This window comes from Pseudomonas sp. KB-10, assembly GCF_018221585.1.
Classification (GTDB): Bacteria; Pseudomonadota; Gammaproteobacteria; order Pseudomonadales; family Pseudomonadaceae; genus Aquipseudomonas; species Aquipseudomonas yangonensis.
This window is the reverse complement of the sequence record NZ_QYYB01000002.1, coordinates 400972-422966: the sequence shown is the minus strand read 5'-3', so window position 1 is coordinate 422966 and position 21995 is coordinate 400972. Positions and strand designations below refer to the sequence as shown.

The 21995-nt window shown below is 59.3% G+C and carries 24 protein-coding genes; 7 read left to right on the top strand and 17 right to left on the bottom strand.

Translation table 11 applies throughout. The annotated features are described in order from the left end of the window. Window positions 1–165: 165 nt before the first annotated feature. Complete coding sequence (locus DXK50_RS06925) at window positions 166–708, top strand: hypothetical protein (RefSeq protein WP_212629787.1); 543 nt, start codon at window positions 166–168, stop codon at window positions 706–708. Window positions 709–1078: 370 nt separating this feature from the next. Here DXK50_RS06925 and plsB read toward each other — a convergent pair whose 3' ends face one another. From plsB to DXK50_RS06860, 14 genes are all read right to left on the bottom strand, one after another. After that, window positions 1079–3562, bottom strand: coding sequence for a glycerol-3-phosphate 1-O-acyltransferase PlsB (plsB, locus tag DXK50_RS06920; RefSeq protein WP_212629786.1), 2484 nt, complete (start codon window positions 3560–3562; stop codon window positions 1079–1081). 458 nt (window positions 3563–4020) lie between these two features. Next, window positions 4021–4863 (bottom strand): EamA family transporter, encoded by an 843-nt coding sequence (locus DXK50_RS06915; RefSeq protein WP_212629785.1) that lies wholly within the window; start codon window positions 4861–4863, stop codon window positions 4021–4023. 141 nt (window positions 4864–5004) lie between these two features. Then, window positions 5005–5397 (bottom strand): hypothetical protein, encoded by a 393-nt coding sequence (locus DXK50_RS06910; protein ID WP_212629784.1) that lies wholly within the window; start codon window positions 5395–5397, stop codon window positions 5005–5007. Between the two features lie 166 nt (window positions 5398–5563). Next, window positions 5564–6169, bottom strand: a complete 606-nt coding sequence (locus DXK50_RS06905) for a DUF7822 domain-containing protein (protein ID WP_212629783.1) — start codon at window positions 6167–6169, stop codon at window positions 5564–5566. 107 nt (window positions 6170–6276) lie between these two features. Continuing rightward, window positions 6277–6714: a DUF695 domain-containing protein gene (locus DXK50_RS06900; RefSeq protein WP_161866629.1), complete on the bottom strand. Its 438-nt coding sequence runs from the start codon at window positions 6712–6714 to the stop codon at window positions 6277–6279. Between the two features lie 106 nt (window positions 6715–6820). Continuing rightward, complete coding sequence (locus DXK50_RS06895) at window positions 6821–7369, bottom strand: tetratricopeptide repeat protein (protein WP_212629782.1); 549 nt, start codon at window positions 7367–7369, stop codon at window positions 6821–6823. 790 nt (window positions 7370–8159) lie between these two features. Beyond that, on the bottom strand, window positions 8160–8738 hold the full coding sequence (locus DXK50_RS25375; protein WP_212629781.1) for an SMI1/KNR4 family protein: 579 nt from the start codon (window positions 8736–8738) through the stop codon (window positions 8160–8162). Window positions 8739–8833: 95 nt separating this feature from the next. Continuing rightward, complete coding sequence (locus DXK50_RS06885; protein WP_212629780.1) at window positions 8834–9094, bottom strand: hypothetical protein; 261 nt, start codon at window positions 9092–9094, stop codon at window positions 8834–8836. A 193-nt stretch (window positions 9095–9287) separates the two neighbouring features. After that, complete coding sequence (locus tag DXK50_RS06880; RefSeq protein WP_212629779.1) at window positions 9288–9647, bottom strand: hypothetical protein; 360 nt, start codon at window positions 9645–9647, stop codon at window positions 9288–9290. Between the two features lie 73 nt (window positions 9648–9720). Further along, window positions 9721–10173 carry a hypothetical protein gene (locus tag DXK50_RS06875; protein ID WP_157786558.1) on the bottom strand — a complete coding sequence of 151 codons (453 nt, stop codon included), beginning with the start codon at window positions 10171–10173 and terminating at the stop codon, window positions 9721–9723. Between the two features lie 75 nt (window positions 10174–10248). Continuing rightward, window positions 10249–10644, bottom strand: coding sequence for a DUF7674 family protein (locus DXK50_RS25370; protein ID WP_461818502.1), 396 nt, complete (start codon window positions 10642–10644; stop codon window positions 10249–10251). 408 nt (window positions 10645–11052) lie between these two features. Then, window positions 11053–11496 (bottom strand): hypothetical protein, encoded by a 444-nt coding sequence (locus DXK50_RS06870; protein ID WP_212629778.1) that lies wholly within the window; start codon window positions 11494–11496, stop codon window positions 11053–11055. Window positions 11497–12158: 662 nt separating this feature from the next. Further along, window positions 12159–12596: a T6SS immunity protein Tdi1 domain-containing protein gene (locus DXK50_RS06865; protein WP_212629777.1), complete on the bottom strand. Its 438-nt coding sequence runs from the start codon at window positions 12594–12596 to the stop codon at window positions 12159–12161. Window positions 12597–12683: 87 nt separating this feature from the next. After that, on the bottom strand, window positions 12684–12974 hold the full coding sequence (locus DXK50_RS06860) for a hypothetical protein (RefSeq protein WP_212629776.1): 291 nt from the start codon (window positions 12972–12974) through the stop codon (window positions 12684–12686). Window positions 12975–13137: 163 nt separating this feature from the next. Here DXK50_RS06860 and DXK50_RS06855 point away from each other — a divergent pair, with 163 nt between their 5' ends. From DXK50_RS06855 to DXK50_RS06830, 6 genes are all read left to right on the top strand, one after another. After that, on the top strand, window positions 13138–14103 hold the full coding sequence (locus tag DXK50_RS06855) for an integron integrase (protein WP_212629775.1): 966 nt from the start codon (window positions 13138–13140) through the stop codon (window positions 14101–14103). 168 nt (window positions 14104–14271) lie between these two features. Beyond that, window positions 14272–15195: an ABC transporter ATP-binding protein gene (locus tag DXK50_RS06850; protein ID WP_212629774.1), complete on the top strand. Its 924-nt coding sequence runs from the start codon at window positions 14272–14274 to the stop codon at window positions 15193–15195. Then, window positions 15192–15923: an ABC transporter permease subunit gene (locus tag DXK50_RS06845; RefSeq protein WP_003244158.1), complete on the top strand. Its 732-nt coding sequence runs from the start codon at window positions 15192–15194 to the stop codon at window positions 15921–15923. Before DXK50_RS06850 ends, DXK50_RS06845 begins: the two co-directional genes overlap by 4 nt. Window positions 15924–15932: 9 nt before the next feature. Next, window positions 15933–17759 carry a GldG family protein gene (locus DXK50_RS06840; RefSeq protein WP_212629773.1) on the top strand — a complete coding sequence of 609 codons (1827 nt, stop codon included), beginning with the start codon at window positions 15933–15935 and terminating at the stop codon, window positions 17757–17759. Window positions 17760–17896: 137 nt separating this feature from the next. Beyond that, window positions 17897–18889, top strand: coding sequence for a DUF4340 domain-containing protein (locus DXK50_RS06835; protein WP_212629772.1), 993 nt, complete (start codon window positions 17897–17899; stop codon window positions 18887–18889). 228 nt (window positions 18890–19117) lie between these two features. Further along, window positions 19118–19327: a cold-shock protein gene (locus DXK50_RS06830; protein ID WP_024308925.1), complete on the top strand. Its 210-nt coding sequence runs from the start codon at window positions 19118–19120 to the stop codon at window positions 19325–19327. Window positions 19328–19519: 192 nt separating this feature from the next. On the opposite strand, the gene DXK50_RS06825 is transcribed toward DXK50_RS06830, so the two are convergent. The 3 genes from DXK50_RS06825 to dapE are packed head-to-tail and all read right to left on the bottom strand — an operon-like array spanning window position 19520 to window position 21848. Beyond that, complete coding sequence (locus DXK50_RS06825) at window positions 19520–19891, bottom strand: hypothetical protein (RefSeq protein WP_212629771.1); 372 nt, start codon at window positions 19889–19891, stop codon at window positions 19520–19522. A gap of 5 nt (window positions 19892–19896) precedes the next feature. Further along, window positions 19897–20709 (bottom strand): putative RNA methyltransferase, encoded by an 813-nt coding sequence (locus tag DXK50_RS06820; protein ID WP_212629770.1) that lies wholly within the window; start codon window positions 20707–20709, stop codon window positions 19897–19899. After that, window positions 20706–21848 (bottom strand): succinyl-diaminopimelate desuccinylase, encoded by a 1143-nt coding sequence (dapE, locus tag DXK50_RS06815; protein WP_212629769.1) that lies wholly within the window; start codon window positions 21846–21848, stop codon window positions 20706–20708. The genes DXK50_RS06820 and dapE overlap by 4 nt, the downstream gene beginning before the upstream one ends. Window positions 21849–21995 lie beyond the last annotated feature (147 nt).

Below are 21995 nucleotides of genomic sequence, written 5' to 3'. Positions count from 1 at the left end.
CCGAGCCGGATCCGACTGCCGTGACCCTGTACGGCGTTTACGCGTGAAACGTGAACCCGTCCTGTGTTATGCGCAGGGCGGGTTTTCTTTTTCAGGCCAGGCGTTTATGTTGCCGCGCAAGCGGGCCTACAGCCCGCTTCATCATCATGGATGGATAGGGCGAATATGGACAAACCCGCTATCGTCACCGAAGCATGGCGCATTCTCGAGCCAGTCGATCTGAAGGACTTCGAAGTCTTCGCCGGCGCCGCTGAAGCCGAACGCTATGACGCCTATCAACAGGCGCTGGGCTTCACCCTGCCGATCGAGTTTCGCGAGTTCAGCCTCTCCAATCTCGGCGGCGTCTATATCACCGCGCGCGAGGAGATCTGGCCGCAGGCCAAGGAATTCGATGTCGGTCCGGCCTGGACCTTCTGGCGTGGTGTGATGGTCTTCGGCCTGGGCGCAGAGGTGCCGGATTGGTTGAGCCTTGAGGCGAAACTCGGAGAAGTGCATAAGCACCAGATCGAGGACTTTGCACCTGTTTTCAAGGTGCAGGGCTCGCCCTACCTATACGGCTTCCGTCCCGACCACTCGCTGGCCGTGTTCGATGGCTACGAGCTCGTAGCGGACGAGGCAGGCTGTTTCATCGAGCTGTTTCGACGCGAGGTCGAGGCACTGCTCGAGCGCGTCGAGGAGATGAAGGCGAGGCTCGCAGGTCGGAGCTAAAGCCTCGCCTCGGATGTGGGCTTGATGGTGCCTGCATCTCTCTGCCATGGCCTGCCGGTTTATGCCTGATGACTCGTACCCGGATGAAATCCGGGGAAATACACAGATTGCGGCTTAAGCCTCTACCGCAGATATCCCGCCTCTGTGGGAGCGGCCTCAGCCGCGATTTTTTCCAGTCCCAAGCCCCGGATTGCATCCGGGTTACGCAAGATTGCGCGATCATCGAGGTTATCCGAGATCCCTAGCCTTCGCGGCTGAAGCCGCTCCTACGGGGCCGTTGCCACGCTCAAGCTGACAGCGGCTGATCTGCAGGGAGCTGCGCGCCGTCATCGATCCGGCGAGACGCGGCGCAGCCTAAGGCCCTGTTCGATCAGGGCGTTACCGGCTCGTCCTCGTTGCGATCCAGCGCCACCTGGCGAATCGACAGGCGAATCTCCGCCGGCAATACGCGTTTGGCGGCGCCTTCGGCCAGTTCGCTGAGCAGCGGATGATGGCTGAGCTTGCCGGCTTCGTCCTGACGCAGCACGCCCTGATCCAGCAGGCTCTGGATGAAGTGGCGGAACAGGCTCTTGTCGAAGAACTCCGGCGCGTTCAAACCATGCAGGATCGACAGGCGCTGGGCCATGACCGTGCACAGGTCTTCCAGCTCCTCGGCGCTGATCGCGTTCTGCCCGGCGTTGAGCAGCAGGGCGATGGCCATGTAGAAGCGCTGCAGGGTCTGCGCCACAGAACGCGACAGCAGGGTCAGCAGCACGAACTGGCGCGAGCTCGGCGCCGGGCGCACGTACACGTCGCCCTCGACCTTGAGCAGGCCCTGTTCGACGAAGGCCGCCAGCCACTGGTCGATCACGCCTTCCAGCTCGCTCTGTTCCCAGCGGATGAACAGCTCGGACTGCAGGTAGGGATACAGCGCGCCGGCGTAGCGCAGAATCTGCTCGCGGCTGATCCGTGCGCTGCTCTGGAAGAAGCTCGCCAGCAGCGCCGGCAGGGCGAAGATGTGCAGCACGTTGTTGCGGTAGTAGGTCATCAGGACGGCGTTCTGCTCGTCCAGATAGAGAATCTTGCCGAGGGCGTCCTTTTGCTCGGCCAGCAGGTCCATGCCCTTGACGTGCTCGATCAGCGCCGCGCCGTCGCCGTCCGGCAGGGTGGTGTGTGGCGAGTAGGGCACCGCGCGCAGCAGCGCCAGGTACAGGTCGAGCACGCGCGCCAGGGCGCGGTCGTCCAGGGCCAGCTTGCTGGTGGACAGCAGCGCCAGGGCCACCAGGTTGACCGGGTTGATCGAGGCCGCCTCGTTGAGGTGACGCGCCACGCGCTCGCCCAGGCGGTTGGTGGTTTCATTGAGCCAGGCCGGGCGGTACTGCGGGCCCAGCTCCTGCTGGCGCCAGCCGGGTTGCTGCTGGTCGAGGAATTCGGCCAGCTTGATCGGCTCGCCGAAGTTCACCGAGACCTGGCCGAAGCGCTGTTTGAGCGCGCCGAGCACCTTGAACAGGTCGAAGATCGACTCCTTCTTCTTGCTCGCACCGCGCAGTTCGCCCAGGTAGGTGCGGCCTTCCAGCACGCGCTCGTAACCGATGTATACCGGCACGAAGACGATGGGCAGGCGGTGGCTGCGCAGGAAGCTGCGCAGGGTGATGGCCAGCATGCCGGTCTTCGGCTGCAGCATGCGCCCGGTGCGCGAGCGGCCGCCCTCGACGAAGTACTCCACCGGGAAGCCCTTGCTGAACAGGGTGTGCAGGTATTCGTTGAACACCGCGGTGTACAGCGGGTTGCCCTTGAAGGTGCGGCGCATGAAGAAGGCGCCGCCACGGCGCAGCAGGCCGCCGATCACCGGCATGTTGAGGTTGATGCCGGCGGCGATGTGCGGCGGCGTGAGGCCGTTGCGAAACAGCAGGTAGGACAGCAGCAGGTAGTCGATGTGGCTGCGGTGGCAGGGCACGTAGATCACCTCGTGGCCCTGGGCGATGTCGCGCACGCCTTCGACGTTGTGCACCTTGATGCCGTCGTAGATCTTGTTCCAGAACCAGGAGAGCACCAGCTCGAGGAAGCGGATCACCGTGTAGGTGTAGTCCGAGGCGATCTCGTTGCCGTAGCGCAGCGCCTGGGCTTCGGCTTTCTCCAGGCTGATCTTCTCGCGCTCGGCTTCCTCGGCAATCGCCTGGCGCACCATCGGGTCGTGCACCAGGCCCTTGACCAGGTTGCGCCGGTGCGACACGTCCGGGCCTATCACCGCGGCCTTCTGGTTGCGGAAGTGCACGCGCAGGATGCGATGCACCATACGCAGGGTGCGCTCCTGACCTTTGTCCTGCTCGACCAGCTCGCGCAGGTGAATCGGCGTGGAGAACTGCACGCGGGTCTTGCGTCCGAGAATCAGGATGCTGACCAGCCGGCGCAGTCGCCCGGTGACTGCCCAGCTATCGGCGAACAGCAGCTTCCAGGCGCTGGTTTCGCGGTCCGGCGACTGCCCCCAGAACACGCTGACCGGCACGATCTGCGCGTCGTCCACGGCATGCTGGCTGAGGGCGGTGACCACTCGATCCAGAGTTGGCGAGATGCCGCGCTTGTCCTGGCGGCCGAACCAGTCAGGTTCCGGCGTCAGGTAGAAGAAGGCGGCGGGCTCGATGTGTTCCCCGACTGCCACCGGCAATACCGGGCGTGGCAGGCCGGCCTTGGTGCACTCGCGGTCGACCACCGTCAGGTCGCTCACCGAGGGCTGCTGCAGCACGTAGAACACCGGCTTGCTGCGGTCGAGCTTGAGGGTGAAGGCGGACTGGTTGATGGTTTCCGAGCGTACCCAGAGGTACAGCAGGCGGCGCAGCGCGCTGAAAGCCATGCGGCGGAAAGGGGAGCGGGTCATACGGACTCTTGAGCAGTTAAACGAGCGGATGCTCGGGAAGGGCGCTAGTGTGCCGCAAGCCGCCTCTGGCGGGCAAAAAACTCGTGTGTCCAGGCGGTCAGCCCGACCAGCATGCAGGCGGTGTATGACGAAAAAACGGTCGACGGCTCAGCACTCGTTGAGCAACAGAACCGCAAACCGGGCTTCGGGTTCCCGAACGGAATACCAAGTCAGACCGTTGTCATCGTGCGTTTCGCCTCATGACCTGCTGGTTACGTTGGTACCAGGTAGGAGCGAGCTCTGCTCGCGAAGCTTTTGCGCTTGAGGTTCGCGAGCAGAGCTCGCTCCTACAGGTGTCCTTGCAGCCTGGGCCGGGCAGCGATCCGCTTCAGCGTTGTAGGGTGTGCTTCAGGGCCGTAGGGTGGGCTTCAGCCCACCAAGTTGTAATGTCGCAATCCAGCTGCTTCAACACGCTCCCCTCACGCCAGCTTCATCACCACCACACCAGCCGCAATCACCGCGCACGCCAACAGACGAATCGGCCGCAACCTTTCCTTGAGCAGCACCACTCCCAGCAGCACGGCGAACACCACACTGGTCTCACGCAAGGCAGAGACCAGCGCCACCGGCGCCTGGGTCATGGCCCAGATCACGATGGTGTAGGCGGCCATGGACATCGCCCCTCCGGCCAGCCCTCCACGCCAGTGCGGGCCCAGCTGCAGAAAGGCGCGTGGCCCACGGCTGATGGCCAATACAGCCGCCATCACCCCGCCGTTGACGGTGAACAGCCACAGCGAATAGCTCAGCGCATCGCCATTGGCGCGGGCGCCCATGGCGTCGCTCAAGGTATAGCCGGCAATGAACAGTGCCGTCATCAACGCACAGGCCAGCATCGCCCCCTGAGGCGCCTTGTGCTGGCCGCCGCGCAGGGCCATCAGCCAGATGCCCAGCACCAGTACCAGCAGCCCCAGCAGCTGCAGGGCACCGAGCCCGTCATGCAGGAACAGCAGAGAAAGCAGGGCCACCATCAGTGGCGAGCTGCCTCGCGCAATCGGGTAGACCTGGCCGAGGTCGCCGTACTGGTAGGCGCGGGCAAGAAAGAAGTTGTAGCCGATGTGCAGCAGCGCCGAGAGTGCGATCCATGGCCAGGCCGAGGCCTGCGGCAGGGCCACAAATGGCAAGGCGCAAAGCGCCACCAGCCCTGCGCCTATCTGGATCAGCGTGGCGGTGAGGAAACGGTCGAGACCGATCTTGAGCAGGGCGTTCCAGCCGGCATGCAGGGCGGCGGCGGCGATGACGGCGAGAAAGACCGTGGTTTCCAATAAGGGCCTCTGACTAGGGAATCAGGTGGTGCTGCTCGAAGCGCAGCAGCATCGCTGACGCCTGTGACAAAAAGAAGACTACCGGCTAGTCATGGGCTGCGTCGATGCAAGCGAAGGTACAGTGCCGCTAGCCAGCGCGTGTCAGGCCACGGCCTGTCGCCGCGCACTCAGCAGATAGAGCAGGGTGAACACGATAACCAGCATGTCCAGAACCACAGCCGCGGCAGCCTTGGCCAGATACGCCTGGCCATGAATGATCAGCAGCGACACGAAGACAGCCTTGCTCAGCGCTGCAATCACGGCGCAGAGCGTCCGGTGTCGTGCGTTCAACGCGCCATAGATCAGCAGTACGCCCATCAGCCCGACCAGTGCCGACCAGCTGCGAATGACCAGAGATTGCAACTGCCCGTCGAAGGACGCGCCGAACATCGACTGCAGCGCCTCCTGCGGCGCGAACAGACCATAGAACATGGTGGCGGTAAGCACGCCGGACACCATCATCAACCATTTGAAATGACGTGCGATAAGACCCATGGCGGGCTTCCTTTCCGGTGTTGGCGGCATGCAGCTTAGCCTTGAAACGAGTGCATCACCTGGGATGAAGCAGCGGTCGGGTCATTGCACCTCAGGTGCCGGTACGCAGCTTTTATATCGTGCAGGGGCTCTTCAGCGCGCCGTGGAGGCATCCCGGCACAGGTGTTCATGCATCGCTGAAATCGAAGTACAGGATGTTCGACCAGTTTCCAAGCCCGAGGCCGTAGAGGCTGGGCATCACATCATGCGCAGGGGGCGCTGGCTCGGGCGTGCGGCCGAACAGCCTGGAAAGGAAACCAACGGGTTTGGGTGGCGCCACAGGAGGTGGCAGCAAGGATTGCAGCGCCTGGTCCATTTCAGGCGCCAGATCATTCAATTCCCTCAGCAGCGCCAGGTTCTGCTCAAGGAGGGGCTCGTCACCCATGTCGAAAATTTCACCGCACTCCAGCACCAGGTACTGGTTCTGGCTTTCTGGTTTATGCAGGAACTCGAGGGCTTCGGCAATCAGCGGCTGAGCTTCAGGCAGGTGTATTTGCGAGAGGAAGCCTTCAAGGTTCTTCACGCCACTGGCGTAATCACCTATCAGGGCGATTTCCTCTGAATTGTCCCAAATCGAGGAGGGGCAGGTTCTCGGAGCGCCGGAGAGAAGAATCTTGAAAACGATGGGAATGTCGTAGTTCCACTCCGAGATGCCAATGAGCTTGCGGCCACTGGCCTTGGCGCTCGGGCCTGGAATGACATTGGTTGAATAGAGGTAGCTGCGGTTGGCCACGATGATCGTTCCGATGCTTGTGAAGTGGAGGCAAGGTCGCGCCAGCAAAAGTGGCGAGCCGGTTGCCCTTCGTCATGCAACCGGCTCCGGGGCGTGTGCGGGCAGGCTCAGTGCACGGTGCTCATGCTTTGGTGCAGCTTGGCCAGATCGCTCCAGTCGCGGTCCTCGTAGAAGTTGATCTCGATGGGATAGACCGGATGATCGCTCAGCGCCTCGTTGACGTTGGCCATGAACGCTTCGCGGTCCGCGATGTAATAGACGAACTCCTTCAGACCGTTGCCGGTCGCCGTGTAGGCATCCAGATAGAGCGTGCCGTTGCCGCCTATCGTCTCCAGCCCGTCCTCGAGCCTGATCATTTCCTTGTTGATCTGCGCTGACGGCAAGCCGTTGTTTTCCGATGCCTCGTACTTCCAGGAAATGACCGTCAGCCAGGGCATCTTTTGCTGAATGTTCAGAGGAGGAGCGTCGGCGATGAATTTATAGATGATCGGTTTGCCTTCGACCGTTGCCTTGGCGACTGACCAGATGCGTTCTGTGGATGCCATGGAAGATGCTCCCGCTAAAAAGAAACACAACAGAAAGAGGGCGATTCTCATGATGTTCGGTCATGCCATTGAAGTGAAGCGGTGGACAACCTCCTGAACCCATTGGCTATAGATATTTGAGCGTGACGTTCAACTTCTTGTGGCAATCCTGCGTCTGCGGATCCTGCTCGCCCAGCTGCCTGGCGAAGATGGCGCAGGCGATCTGCAGATGCTCCCTGGCCTGCCGGTACTGCCTGGACCGGATCATCGCCCAACCCAGGTTGCCATTGGTGATGCCGATGTTGAGATGTTCGGCCGGGTAGTGCCGCTCGTCCAATTCCAGCGCTTTTCGAAGTGATTCCAGACCTTTCTGAAATTGACCATCGAAGACGTAGGCCTGGCCGAGGTACGTCCAGCGGCCACCGAGGTAGGGATCATCGGGATCGAAGCTGCGATCGACATCCAACGCAGTCTGGAAGTAGGGGATCGACGCCTTGTAATCCTGGCGTTCCAGCAAGCGCATGCCGATCTCGTGGCTCAGAAAGGCGAGCGATTGCTTGTGCAGGTAATCGTCGGTTTTCTCCAGGTTGTAGCGCTCGATCATCCTGCTCAGCGACTCATCGGCTAGAGCCCAATGGGGCAGCAGGCAGATCAGGAAAAATACCACTACGCGCATGCATCATCCTTTTGCATAGCCAAACGGTCAGCCCGCAACGGGCGGTGCGGCTGCCAAACGCTGTGGGTAGGAAGCTATTCCATTTCCAGGGGCTGTGTCCACGCTGACTCGACGCCGCGTTTCGGACCTCGCTGTCGCCCGAGCTGCCTGCGAAGTTCGAGGCTCGGCACTCACGTGTTTCTGAATCGTCTTAGCTCTTGGTTGTGGTGAATCGCGAAGCGCTCGGAATAGGCGAGTCCTGCAGTGGAACAAGGCCGATAACAATGATGATCGTCGTGATCAATTGAACTTTTGGCCGCCGTTGCGCAGGGCGGTAGCGCTCAGAACAGGCGGATAAACGAATGCAAGCGCGGTGACGACGGGATCGAAAAGCTAGTGCCCACTGCTTGTGGGGGAGAGTCCATATACATTTGTTAGGAGGTCGTTACCCAGAGTGCCTCGTTATTGATGACGCTAGTTGGAAAGCAAAAAAGGCTAAAAGCCCAAATGCTAGCGGTTTTGGGATTGGTTTTTTAATGCTGATATTAAATGGTTGTAGAAAAAATACTGGAGCTAAAGCCCAGCTGAAAATCATTGAAATTAATCCGAGATCCTGAAGCAAGGAGCTGGGTGTAATGTTACTTTTCTGAATATAAGTTATCGCAACCAAAATAATGCTGCACAATAGCCAAAACGCTGACATGTACTTTTCTTTGGCGGTCCATGCTGATATTTCCATACTGATTCCTAACGTTTGATATGAGGGGCGGATTGACGGCGCAGCCGGCAAGACGTCCCCTCGATGGAATGGTTAGGTGCTCGCGCTACGTGGGTGGATGACGTACCCATCGGCGTCATAGACGCTCTCGTACGGCAGCAGAGCCAAGACGAACTCTTGAAAGCTACTGGCAACTGGCAAGCAGGTGTACTCATCCGTTTCTATAGCGATTACGGTCGGTGCCGAATTTGCGGTTCTATAGTCCAACGCGATCCATGTGTGACCATCGCCCTCCAGAAGCACCAGCTCTTTGGGTAGACCCCACTCAACAGTTAGGCTCGAGCTATCAAATATGGATAGAAAGGTGTCGGGGTCGAATCCAGCGATTCTTCCGATTTCATAGAGCCCTTCCCCAAAGTAGTACTTCGTTGTCTCTGAATTGGCGGGCGGGAGCCTAACCACCCACGGCCCACTTCGGCCAGCATAGTCAGAGAAGCCAGCTGGGAGCTTGACGCCATGCTGACGCTCGAATTCCGCGATCCTTTCTTCTGGCGGGTATGTTCTATAGTTTTGGACCTCATGGACGTTCCCACAGCTGGCGCAAACGTAGTACGCAGTGCCGTCGATGATGTCCGGCTCAGGAAAGTCAATCGAGCATTCTCGGCATTTCACTTGCGCCACCTCCCACTTTCGGAGCACCTAACGATTAAGCTAAGGGGCGGCGGAACGCCGTCCCAGCGAACGAAGTGAGCGATTTGAGCGCATAGTTAGGAGCTCTCGCTAAGTTTCATACGCGCAGATTGCCATTCTTCCCAGCAATTTTCCGCAATGATGTCTGCATACCCTCTTTTCTTCTCTTGCTCTAAAGCCACGCTAAATGGGACTGCCATACATGTGGATTTATCGCGAATATCGTTTACTTCGTTCTCGGTAAGAGAAGCACCTTTGTGCTTCTCCGCTGCATACAGAACAGTAACAAGTGCGGGGATAAATACGAGGCACAGAGGATCGTTAGATGTGTCAGACATATTGCCTCCTAACGTTTGGTTAAGGGGCGGGCTTTAGCCCGTCCCAGTGAGCGAAGCGAGCGGTTTGAACCACTAGTTAGGCTGCTATCTGGTGTAAGTGACAAACTCGCGCTGCCTTTTTGCTCCACATAGTTCTTCGACCCCCCCCCCACCGCGATGAGGCGTCGGTTTGGATGAATTTTTAGATGGCGTATTAGCTCTGTAACCAGACATTCTCTAAGACTCGCGTATATTCAGTCAGGTCGTCGGAGTAGTGCTGCCGCCCGAGATCCTTGAGGATACCGACACCGACCAACTCAGCTACTACCCGATCGGTAACGTCCACATAGGACGCGACATCAGACGAGCTTCCGCCGGGAAACGGCCATTCTCCGTAAGTGTCCGACACAAACGCCATCTGATCGCCTGCACATTCCAGCATGTACCAAGTGCTCATCGCTGCTGCTGCAGCATTGCCTGCAAGCTCTAATTTCGTGGACGCCGGTATGTGCGCGAAGGTGAGCACCTCGCGACGAGTGAAATTTACGAGTACGTATCCGACGGCATTTATCATTTCACCTAACGTTTGGTTAAGGGGCGGGCTTTAGCCCGTCCCAGTGAGCGAAGCGAACGGTTTGAACCTGTAGTTAGGTTTCGGCATAAGGAACACCAAAAAGTACACTCCTGCTTCGCCCTTCGAACTCAGGAATGTAGTTTTTTAGATCGTGCCAGCCAAGACTACTTAATGCGTCACGAGACGCCTGCCTTAATGGCTCCCACTCTTGATGGTAGAACATAAACTGATCATTACAGTGATAGGCTTCATCGCTAAGTTTTTTGCATAGCTCAAACAAGAGTCCCAGCTTAATTTTAATTTTTTCAGGTAATGAGTTGCCCAGGCTGTCAATGAATTCTTGAATGCATAGCATCTTTTCATTCCAGACTTCGCACCCTGGGCAGCTTGGGGTGGATATACTTTGGGCCTCTGCTTCCATGGCAAGGAATTCCAACCCAGAACATAGCTCGCAGAATGAAAGTAAATTTTTATACTCATCCTCTGCGTACCAATCCCAAACAGTTGTGGGGAATTCAATTTCCATGATGACCTAACGTTTGGTTAAGGGGCGGGCCTAGCCCGTCCCGAGTGAGTGAAGCGAGCGGTCTTGAACCTCAAGTTAGGCATCCGGGAATACCGGCGGAGCATCGCCGGACCAAAAGAGATTAAGTAGATCCCAGCTACGGCGGCTTTCAGGGAGGAGAAATGCTGCGAATACCGAGGGATCTATCAAACTGTTGAGCCAAACGTTTTGTATAGCCTCAAGGACTCCTACTGTGGCGAACTCTTTCACCCACGCTGACCCTTCCACGTGAAAGCTCTCCAAGGCCGCGGCTACTGCTGGAAACGACGATAGATCATCCTTACGAAAAAGGTGCAGTAGATGATCGCTTAGAGCGCCAGCTGCGACGTAGAGCAGAGCATTCCCGTACTCTTGTAAGTGTTCTTGCCAGTACTCATTAAATGAGGGGCATGCCTCCGCTAGCAATGGAAGTGCTTCGTGCTGCTCTATCATCGAGTAGAACGCCTAACGTTTGGTTAAGGGGCGGGCTTTAGCACGTCCTAGTGAGCGAAGCGAACGGTTTGAACCACTAGTTAGGTTGCTCTCTGGAGTAGGTAACAAACTCGGCACTGCCTTCTTTGGCCCACATTAGCCGCTCGCAGCTGGGGCAGACATAAATGCTACCCGATGCTGAATACAAGGCATCGAGCTTTTCTTCACTACCAATGCCAGAGGTGCTGATTGAGTCAAACTCTTCGTCTCGAATCGTTATCCAGCCGGCATCTGGGATTTGCGAGAGGTTATGAATATAGCCGCATGGGCATGCAAGCTTCGGCATGAGCTACCTAACGTTTGGTTAAGGGGCGGGCTTTAGCCCGTCCCGAGTGAGCGCAGCGAGCGACTTGAACCAGTAGTTAGATATCACTCTGGGCTAATGTAGTGGAAACTTGCTTTTGATTTTTCAATTACGGAGCGAATTTCATTTTTCTTATCGGTACTGCCTGAATAGAAAATACTCATGCCACTGAGGTCTTGACCATCGATGGCACCTTCGATAACTGCCAGGTCTAAAGCACTGCTAGAGCCAATGATTAAAAAACCTGTGGTGCCGGATGCTTTTGCAGTTAATAGCTCTTGTTGGAGATGAGTCGCATTTGCTCCACCACCTGCTGCGATAGCTAGGTTGTCAGCTAACATACCGTGGCTTGGGATTTTAATATTAGGGAAGCTCATGGTTTTTTGATCAGATGGGAGCGTGCTTGCAAACTGAGTGGCCGCCTCCATGTAAATTGCATTGTCACTCTTTTGTTGCGAGGCGCAGCCGGCTAAGAGGATAAGTAGAGATGCAGATATTAAGTGTTTCACTGTGTTTTCCTTGTGATATCTAACGTTTGGTTAAGGGGCGGCCAAAAGCGCAGCTTTTGCACGTCCCAGTGAGCGCAGCGAACGATTTGAACCACTAGTTAGGCTCACGGTGAGTACCGGACAAGATACGGCTCGTCCTTGAGTGCTAGGCAATTGTTTCGAAAGCAAAATTCGATGGCGCCCCAACGTAGAGATGTTTCGAGGAACTGCCCCGTTATTCCGTGATAGCGTGCTGACTCAAACACGCCAGGAAGCTTGGACAGGGAAGCGTAAGTAAAGTTAGACAAACCGAATTTTGGAATGGTATTGAAGTCAAGAGGTTCGCCTGTGTCCATTTCAATCGACATGTTGAGGGATCTCTCAACGGCGCCTACCGAAGGAGAGAATACTAGGATCGTCGCGTACGGCCCCTTTTCTTCGCCGGTGAACTCTCGGTTATGGGGAACAGTGAATAGATATGTGGACGGCCCAATTGAATATAACGACTCGCTTGCTTTAACGGTCGGATACGGAATATCAGAGAGCGGAGTCCATGATTTAAACCACGATGCGTCATTCATATGAGCGGGCCTAACGATTAAGCTAACGGGCGGACAAAAGCGCAGCTTTTGGACGTCCAGCGAACGAAGTGAGCGACAGTTGAGCGCATTGTTAGGCGCTTACTACTCAGTGATTTTGAGGTGGATCTGCGCACCATCTTGCATGCCCTCAATTTCCTTTGCGATGTGACCAGAGAAAGAAACTAGCTCCTTTACGGGAATGGAGGCTAGATTTTCCCCTCCGTACTCGCCACCTAACACCCCGGGAATTTTCAGACAGTATTTATAGCCAGGGCGGAGTGCACCTAAGCGTTCGCGAGCTTGAGCAACAAGACCGGACATGTACCAATCTTGAAGAAAATCTTGATTTGTAGAGAGCGCGTCGAGCGCCGCACGATCTTGTGCAATAACTTGGCAATACAGGTCTTCGGGGCATAGGTGCCAATAACTGCCGTTTACGTCCTTGATAATGAAATTACCAAAATCATTTTCACCGACTATATCTAGCGGTTTGATTCCGGCCCATCCCCATGCTTGTGAGATTTCGGCTGTTAGTTCCATAAGCGCCTAACGTTTGGTTAAGGGGCGGGCTTCAGCCCGTCCCAGTGAGCGAAGCGAACGTTTTGAACCAATTGTTATAGGTAAGGCTCACGGATAGGTTTTATCACGTTCTGAGCAAATTAAAACCGCGACTGCAGCACACCTTTTTTTGTTGCCCGCCAAACCCATGTTTATAGTTTCACATTCATGCAAAAAATTTGAAATTTTATAAGTGTCGCTGCCTTCTATGGCAAGGGAAAACACTTGAGGCAAATAGCTGTGATACTCATCTCTTGCGGCTTCATATTCGTTGCACCCAATAGGATCCCAGTCGAACCATAAGATCTCATCTATGCGGTCGTATAACGCCGCTTTTTTGGGGGGCAATTTAGGACTCATTTCCTTGCCTATAACTATTAATTAGACGACATTTAATTAGACGACATTCATGTCGCGTTTCCGCGCGACAGCTGTCGCATAATCTTCCTTGTCGTCTTGCAAGTCCTTGTCTAGCTTGAAGGTTGTCGCGGCAAACGCGACAGCACCTAGGGAGAAACGCGACATGGATGACGGCAAGCCCAAGCTGCTGGATCAATTGCGCCAGCAAATTCGAGTCAGAAACTATTTCATCCGTACCGAAGCTGTCTATGCCGAATGGGTAAAGCGCTACATCCGCTTTCACCACTATCGGCATCCGGCGGAGATGGGCGCGGCGGAGATCGAGGCTTTTCTGACCCATCTTGCGGTTAAGCGAGACGTGTCTGCCTCGACACAGAACCAGGCTCTGGCCGCTCTGCTATTCCTCTACAAGGAAGTGCTCAAGCTGGATTTGCCTTGGTTGCAGGGGGTCGTACGGGCGAAGAAACCCAAGCATCTGCCGGTGGTGCTTACCCGCAGCGAGGTCGATGCCCTGTTGGCTCAACTGCAGGGCGATAGCTGGATCGTTGCGAATCTGCTCTATGGTGCTGGATTGCGATTGCTTGAGGCGCTTCGGCTACGAGTCAAGGATGTCGACTTTACCCGGCGAGAAATCATCGTGCGTGATGGTAAGGGCCAGAAAGATCGGGTAACCATGCTGCCAATGCGTGTCGTCGAGCCTTTACGGCAACATTTGAACAAGGTGCAGCGCGTGCATCAGGGCGATCTGGCCGAAGGCTTTGGCGAGACTAATTTGCCGTTCGCGCTGGCGCGAAAGTATCCGAATGCGGCGAAGGAGTGGGGATGGCAGTTCGTTTTCCCGTCGGGCAATCGCTCTCAGGATCCACGCGGGCACGGCATTTATCGCCATCACCTGCATGAGAAAACCATCCAGAGGGCGGTGCGTGAGGCCGCTAGGCGTGCTGGCTTGGTCAAGCATGCGACGCCACATTCGTTACGTCATTCCTTTGCCACGCATCTTCTGGAAGCAGGACAGGATATCCGCACCGTGCAGGAGTTGCTCGGCCACTCGGATGTGAAGACAACCATGATCTATACCCATGTGCTCAACCGAGGTGGCCTGGCGGTGTTGAGCCCTCTGGATCGCTAAACACATATTCCATTTACTACTTGTTTCGGCCTGCTGACTGAACTTTTCAGTTTTGATACGGTCTGGCCCTCGTCCGGGCGTGTGCTTTCGTTCGTGCCCGGCGTTCTTGCGGCCTGCGCTCTCGCGATGGTTTCGCTGAGCGCAGGCCATTCGCGACGGTGAGAGGCCATGATCGATATAAGAAACCTGACCAAGCGTTTTGCGCAGCACACGGCAGTCGATGACTTGTCGTTCCAGGTCCAGCCAGGGGAAGTGCTGGGCTTTCTCGGCCCCAACGGGGCCGGCAAATCCACCACCATGAAGATGCTCACCGGCTTTCTCGCGCCGACCTCCGGCACGGCGAGCATCCTCGGTTGCGATATCCAGACCCAGACCCTCGAAGCCCAGCGGCAGATCGGTTATCTGCCGGAAGGCGCGCCTTGCTATGGCGATATGACGGTGCGCGGCTTTCTCGACTTTATCGCCGAAGTGCGCGGTTTTCGCGGTGCCGAGAAGAAGCTGCGCGTAAAGCGCGCGGTGGAGCAGGTGGAGCTGGAAAAGGTGCTGGAGCAGAGCATCGAGACGCTCTCCAAGGGCTTCAAGCGCCGCGTCGGCCTGGCCCAGGCGATCCTGCATGACCCGCGCGTGCTGATCCTCGATGAGCCCACCGATGGCCTCGACCCGAACCAGAAGCACCAGGTGCGCCAGCTCATTCAGGGCCTGGCGCGCGACAAGATCGTGATCATTTCCACCCACATCCTCGAAGAGGTCACGGCGCTGTGCACCCGCGCGGTGGTGATCGCTCAGGGCCGCCTGCTGGCCGATGGCACGCCGCTGGAGCTGGAAAGCCGCTCGCGCTATCACCAGGCGGTGACGCTGGTGGCCGATGAGGCGCTGGATCAGGCAGCTCTTGCGGCGCTGCCGGGTGTTGCCGGTGTCGAGGAGAACGCCCGCGAGCACAGCCTGAGCGTGCTGGCGCAGCCGGGCGAGGTGATCTTCCCGCAGGTCAATGCGCTGATTGCCGAGCGCGGCTGGAAGGTCAAGGAACTCAACGTGGAACGCGGCCGCCTGGATGAAGTGTTCCGCACGCTGACCCGGGGAGAGCAGCCATGACCCAGTTGCCCGTGATCTTCAAGCGCGAACTGGCGAGCTATTTCGCCACGCCGCTGGCCTATGTGTTCATCGTCATCTTCCTGGTGCTGTCCGGGGTGTTCACCTTCTACCTGGGCGGTTTCTTCGAGGGTGGCCAGGCCAATCTGTCCGCCTTCTTCAACTTCCACCCCTGGCTCTATCTGTTCCTGGTGCCAGCGATTGCCATGCGCCTGTGGGCGGAGGAACGCAAGTCCGGCTCCATCGAGCTGCTGATGACCCTGCCGATCACCCGCTTCGAGGCGGTCACCGGCAAGTTCCTGGCTGCCTGGGTGTTCGCCGGCATCGCGCTGCTGCTGACCTTCCCGATGATCATCACCGTCAACTACCTGGGCGAGCCGGACAACGGCGCCATCGTCACCGGCTATATCGGCAGCTGGCTGCTGGCCGGCGCCTATCTCGCCATAGGCTCGTGCATGTCGGCGCTGAGCAAGAATCAGGTGATCGCCTTCATCCTGGCGGTCAGCGCCTGCTTTTTGTTCATCGTCAGCGGCTTTCCCATGGTGCTCGACGCCTTCGCCTGGGCGCCGCAGTGGCTGGTGGACGCCATCGCCTCGCTGAGCTTCCTGGTGCGCTTCGATGCCATCAGCAAGGGCGTGATCGATCTGCGCGACCTGCTGTATTTCCTCTCGCTGATCGCTGCGTGGCTGACTGCCACCGCCGTGGTCATCGACCTGAAGAAAGCCGACTGAGGAGCGCCCATGAAAAAGCTGATCTATTCCGGCGCCGGGCTGCTGCTGATCGCGGTGGCCTTTCTCGCCTTCAACCTGCTGGCCGGCCTGGGCCTGGGCGGTGCCCGTCTGGACCTGACCGAGCAGAAGCTCTACACCATCTCCGATGGCACCAAGCAGATCCTTGCCGAGCTGGACGAGCCGATCAACCTGTACTTCTTCTACTCGGACAAGGTGGCCAAGAACCTGCCGGCGCTGCGCACTTATGCCCAGCGCGTGGAGGAGATGCTCAAGGCCTACCAGGCCCAGGCTGGCGGCAAGATCCGCCTGCATATCATCGACCCCGAGCCCTTCTCAGAGGACGAGGACAAGGCCGCGCAGTACGGTCTGCAGGGCATTCCGCTGCAGCAGGGCGGCGACTCGATCTACTTTGGCCTGGCCGGCACCAACGGCCTGGATGACACCCAGGTGATCCCGTTCTTCGCCCTGGATCAGGAGGAGCATCTGGAGTACGAGCTGAGCCGCCTGGTGCAGACCCTGGCCAAGCCGGAACTGCCTGTGGTCGGCGTGCTCTCCGGGCTGCAGATGACCGGGGGGTTCGACATGATGGCGCGCCAGCCGACGCCGCCGTGGATGGTGCTGGAGCAGGTGCGCCAGTTGTTCCAGATCGAGCAGCTCAAGGCCGATGTCGATCAGATTCCCGAGAACGTCTCGGTGCTGTGGCTGGTGCATCCGAAGAACCTGCCCGAGCAGACCCTGTACGCCATCGACCAGTTCGTGCTGCGCGGCGGCAAGCTGATGGTGTTCGTTGACCCTTACGCCGAGGCCGATACCGGCGATATGCCGGGTGAGATGGCGGTGGACAAGTCGTCAAACATCGAGCCGCTGTTCAAGGCCTGGGGCCTGCGCCTGGTGCCGGACAAGGTGCTCGGCGATGGCTCCTACGCCATGTCGGTCAACCGTGGTCAGGGCCAGCGCCCGGTACGCCACGCCGCCTGGCTGAGCTTGCCGCGCAAGGCGCTGGACCAGACCGATATCGCCACGGCCGGGCTGGAAAGCGTCACGGTCGCCACCGCTGGCATTCTCGAACCGGTGGAAGGGGCGAAGACGCGTTTCACCCCGCTGATGCAGAGCTCCGAATACGCCATGCCCTTCGACGCCCAGCGTTTCGCCATGCTCAGCAACCCGGAGGAGTTGATCCGCGAACTGGAGCCGACCGGCGAGCGCTACACCATCGCCGCGCGTATCGACGGTCCGGCGCAGAGCGCCTTCCCCGATGGCATCGAAGGACGCAAGGACGGTCTCAAGCAGGCCGACAACATCAATGTCATCGCCGTGGCCGATACCGACATTCTCAGCGACCGCATGTGGGTGCAGGTGCAGGATTTCTTTGGCCAGCGCATGCCGCAGCCCTGGGCCGACAACGGCAGCTTCACCATCAACGCGCTGGACAACCTGACCGGCTCCGAGGCGCTGATCAGCGTGCGTTCGCGTGGTCGCTTCAGCCGTCCGTTCGTGGTGGTCGAAGAGCTGCAGCGCGCTGCCGAACAGCGCTTCCGCGACAAGGAGCAGGCCCTGCAGGCGCGTCTGGCCGAGACCGAGCAGCAACTGGCGGCGTTGCAGCAAAGCGACGATCCAAATCTTGAGCTGACGCCGGAGCAGCAGGGCGCGCTGCAGCGTTTCATCCAGCAGAAGCTGGAGATTCGCAAGGAGCTGCGCGAGGTGCGCTACCAGCTCAACGCCGATATCGAGGCGCTGGGGCGCACGCTGAAGATCATCAACATCGCCCTGATGCCGGCGCTGCTGACTCTCGGCGTGTTGGCGTTGTGGCTGTGGCGGCGCCGTCGTCGCGCTTGAGGGTTATCACCTGTGGGAGGCGCTTCAGCGGCGACAGTCGCGGCTAAAGCCCCTCCCACGAATCGATCCACCGCTGCGGTGGATGTAAAAAGCGACATCCACCCCTACGAGATTAGCCATTCAACTGTGAGGAGATCATGGGACGTAAAGGTCTTATCGCATTGATCGTCATCGTGCTGCTTTGCGTGCTGGGTTACCTGGCCGTGCAGCGCAGCCAGCAACAGAACCTGGCGCAGATCGAGCCGGCGCCGTGGTTGGCGGCCGAACAGGGTTATCTGAGCACGTTGCAGGCCTTGGAGATCGAACAGCCGGGGCAGCCGCCTGTGCGTATCGAGCGACGCGGCGAGCAGTGGGTGGTGCCGGCCAAGGCCGATTATCCGGCGGCGCCGCAAGCGCTGGCCGAGCTGCTGCGGGCCTTGCGCGAGGCACGTACGGTGGAGGCCAAAACCGCCAATCCGCAGTGGCACGCGCGCCTGGGACTGGCCGAGAAGGGGGAGGGCGATGAACAGGCGGTGCGTGTGAAGCTTCAGTTCGAGGGGCATGCCGATCTGGATTTGCGTTTGGGCAATCCCTCCCGGCAGGGCAGCGGGCAACTGGTGCGACGTGCCGGTGAGGATCAGGTGTGGCTGATCGATCAGCAGTTGCAGGTGCCGACCCGTGAGCTGGACTGGCTGGATCGACGCATCACCGACATCCCGTTCACCCGCATCGCCAGTTTGCTGCTGCGCTACGCCGATGGCGAGAAACTCACGCTGAAGCGCGCCGATGCCGAGCAGTACAACTTCGCGGTCGAGGAGTTGCGCAAGGAACAGAAACTCAGCTTCCAGGGTGCAGCCAATAGCGTTGCGCTGGTGTTTTCCAACCTGCAGTTTGCCGATGCCGCACCGCTGGCGCAGGTGGGCTTCAAGCAGCCACCGATGCTGCAGTTCAGTCTCGCCGGTTTCGATGGACAGCAGCTTGAGGGGGCGCTGTACAAGCAGGGCGAGCAGCATTGGTTGGTGCTGGGCGAGCGTGAAGGGTTCAACGCCGCAGAGGTGAGTGGGCGCAGTGACTGGGCCTACCGGCTGGAGCCTGAACAGGTTCAGCGGCTGGCGAAAAAGTTGCGCGATCTGTTGGCCAAAAGCTCGTAAAAAACGCTGTAACCCGCGTAAGTTCCGGGTTCGTGCCTGTTCCAAAAAGTGCTTTTCAGTCACAATCCATGCTTTATACTCGGCCTTCGGCTGTAGCAAGAACGCGAATCGCTTGACCTGCTCCAAGCTCGATTGCCGGGGGTGGCGAATGCTGAGAAGAACGTTTTTACCGAGCCGTCAAAGCGCCTTCGGGACAATAAAAACATAGCGAGTTTGGAGAAGTTGGTAATGGCAGATCGTGAGACCGGAACCGTCAAATGGTTCAATGATTCCAAGGGTTACGGGTTCATTCAGCGCGAAAGCGGCCCGGACGTATTCGTTCACTACCGCGCCATCCGCGGCGAAGGTCACCGCACTCTGGTCGAAGGCCAGAAGGTCGAGTTCGGTGTGACCCAGGGCCAGAAAGGCCTGCAGGCGGAAGACGTCTCCGCGGTCTGAGCTCCAGCCCGTAGTGCCACAAGGCCCGTCGATGACGGGCCTTGTCGTTTGTGGGCTGTTCGGGCCGCGAAGGTGAAGAACACTGTAGCCCGGATGAAATCCGGGGTAATGCCTCGGTCAGGCCCCGGATTGCATCCGGGCTACGGACTGTCGATTCAAAAAAGCTCGCAGCGCGAAACCCCTGACCCGCTTTTATTCAGTACGCCAGACGATCTCGGTTTCGCCATCGGCATCGACCTTGATCCAGCGGTCGGCTTCCTCGTCGCTTTCATCCTCGACCCAGGTGCCGGGCGCGCAGCGGATCTGCACGCCAAGCGCGGCATGGGCGGCGCGGGCGCAGGCCAGATCGTCGGCCCAGGGCGTGGCGTCGCTTTCCAGGTACAGGCTGTGCCATTTGCCCACGGCTTTTGGCAGCCAGGTCACCGGCACGTCGCCGGCCTTGCACTTGAAGGTCTGGCCCTTTTGCTGCCATTCGCTGCACGGGCCGAGGGCTTCACCCAGCCATTGCGCCACGGCGTCGCGTTCGGCGTCTTTGAGGTAGATCTCGATGTCCGGTTGGCGCATTGGGTTCATTCCTGAGTTTTGACGATCCAATCGTAGCGGATGGCGACGGTAACTTCGAAGGGCTCGGCAATCACCGCTTCACGGCGTTCGGCACTGGCGCGCCAGCCGTGCGGGGTCATGGCCAGCAGGTCGGCGCGGGCTTCGGGCTGGGCCAGATGCAGCGGAAACTGCAGGGTCTCGCTATGCGCCAGTTGCATGCCCGGCGGGATCAGCGCCAGGTGCTTCTCGTCGTCGTAGTCGCGCACCTCGTCATACAGCTTCTGCCGCAGCTCCATCAGGTGCACGCGGGTCGGGCCCATGCGCAGCAGACCGCCGCCGGGGGCTAGCAGGCGCTTGGCCTCGTTCCAGTCCAGCGGGCTGAATACGCTGGCCAGCAGCTCGCAACTGGCATCGGCCAGTGGCACGCGAGCCATGCTCGCCACCAGCCAGCTCAGCTGCGGCGCGCGCTTGCAGGCGCGTTTGACCGCCTCGCGGGAGATGTCCAGGGCGTAGCCGTCGGCGAGGGGCAGGGCGCGGGCGATCTGCTCGGTGTAGTAGCCCTCGCCACAGCCGATATCCAGCCAGCGCGCCGGCTTGTACTCGGCCGCCAGTGCCGCCAGGCGCGCGGCCAGCGGCGCGTAGTGACCGCCTTCGAGAAAGCGTCGGCGCGCCTCGACCATGGCGGCGTTGTCGCCGGGGTCGCGGCTGTTCTTGTGTTGCACCGGCAGCAGGTTGTAGTACCCCTGGCGCGCGCGGTCGAAGCTGTGCCGGTTGGCGCAGACCAGACCGCTGTCACTCGACTCCAGCGGCGTCTGGCAGAGGGGGCAGATCAGGCTCATGCGAGAAGCTTGACCATGGTCTGGTAATACACCTCTGTCAGCAGGTCGAGATCGCTGGCCAGCACGCGCTCGTTGATCTGGTGGATGGTGGCGTTGACCGGGCCGAGCTCGACCACCTGGGTGCCCAGGGTGGCGATGAAGCGACCGTCGGAGGTGCCGCCGCTGGTGGACGGCGTGGTGTCGCGACCGGTTACGTTCTTGATGCTGGCGGCCACGGCGTCGAGCAGCTCGCCCGGCTGGGTGAGGAAGGGCAGGCCGGACAGCGCCCACTCCAGGTGATAGTCCAGGCCGTGCTTGTCGAGGATGGCGGTGACGCGCTGCTGCAGGCCCTCCACGGTGGATTCGGTGGAGAAGCGGAAGTTGAACACCGCCTTCAGTTCGCCGGGGATGACGTTGGTGGCGCCGGTGCCGGAATTGAGGTTGGACACCTGGAAGCTGGTCGGCGGGAAGTAGTCGTTGCCATGATCCCAGTGCTCGGCGGCCAGTTCGGCCAGTGCCGGGGCGGCCAGGTGAATCGGGTTCTTCGCCAGGTGCGGGTAGGCCACGTGGCCCTGCTTGCCGTAGACGGTGAGGGTGCAACCGAGGGAGCCGCGGCGGCCGTTCTTCACCACGTCGCCGAGCAGGGTGGTGCTCGACGGTTCGCCGACGATGCACCAGTCCAGGCGCTCGTTGCGCTCGCGCAGTCGCTCGACCACGGCCTTGGTGCCATGCTGGGCCGGGCCTTCCTCGTCGCTGGTGATCAGGAAGCTGATGGCGCCCTTGTGGTTCGGGTAGTCGGCGACGAAGCGCTCGACGGCGATGATCATGCTCGCCAGGCTGCCTTTCATGTCGGCCGCGCCACGGCCGCAGAGCATGCCCTCTTCGTCGACGCGTACGTCGAACGGCTGGTATTGCCAGGCGTCCAGCGGGCCGGTAGGCACCACGTCGGTGTGGCCGGCGAAGCACAGCACCGGGCCGTCACCACCGCGTTTGGCCCAGAAGTTCTCCACCTCTTCGATGCGCATGCGCTCCACCTCGAATCCGCAGGCGGCCAGACGGCGCATCATCAGCTCCTGGCAACCTTCGTCGACCGGCGTCACGGACGGGCGGCGGATCAGGTCGAAGGCAAGCTCCAGGGTCGGGGTGAGGGTGGCGGTCATTGCGGCTCCGTACGGCGGCTGGCGTGAAGGCTGGCCATCTTAAAGCAAAAGTCGTTACCGATCAGGTCATCAGATGCGCCGCGAGGCACATTCACCACCATGCAGGCTGCTCTACGGTCCGACGGCTGACCTGTACCGCAGGCTTGG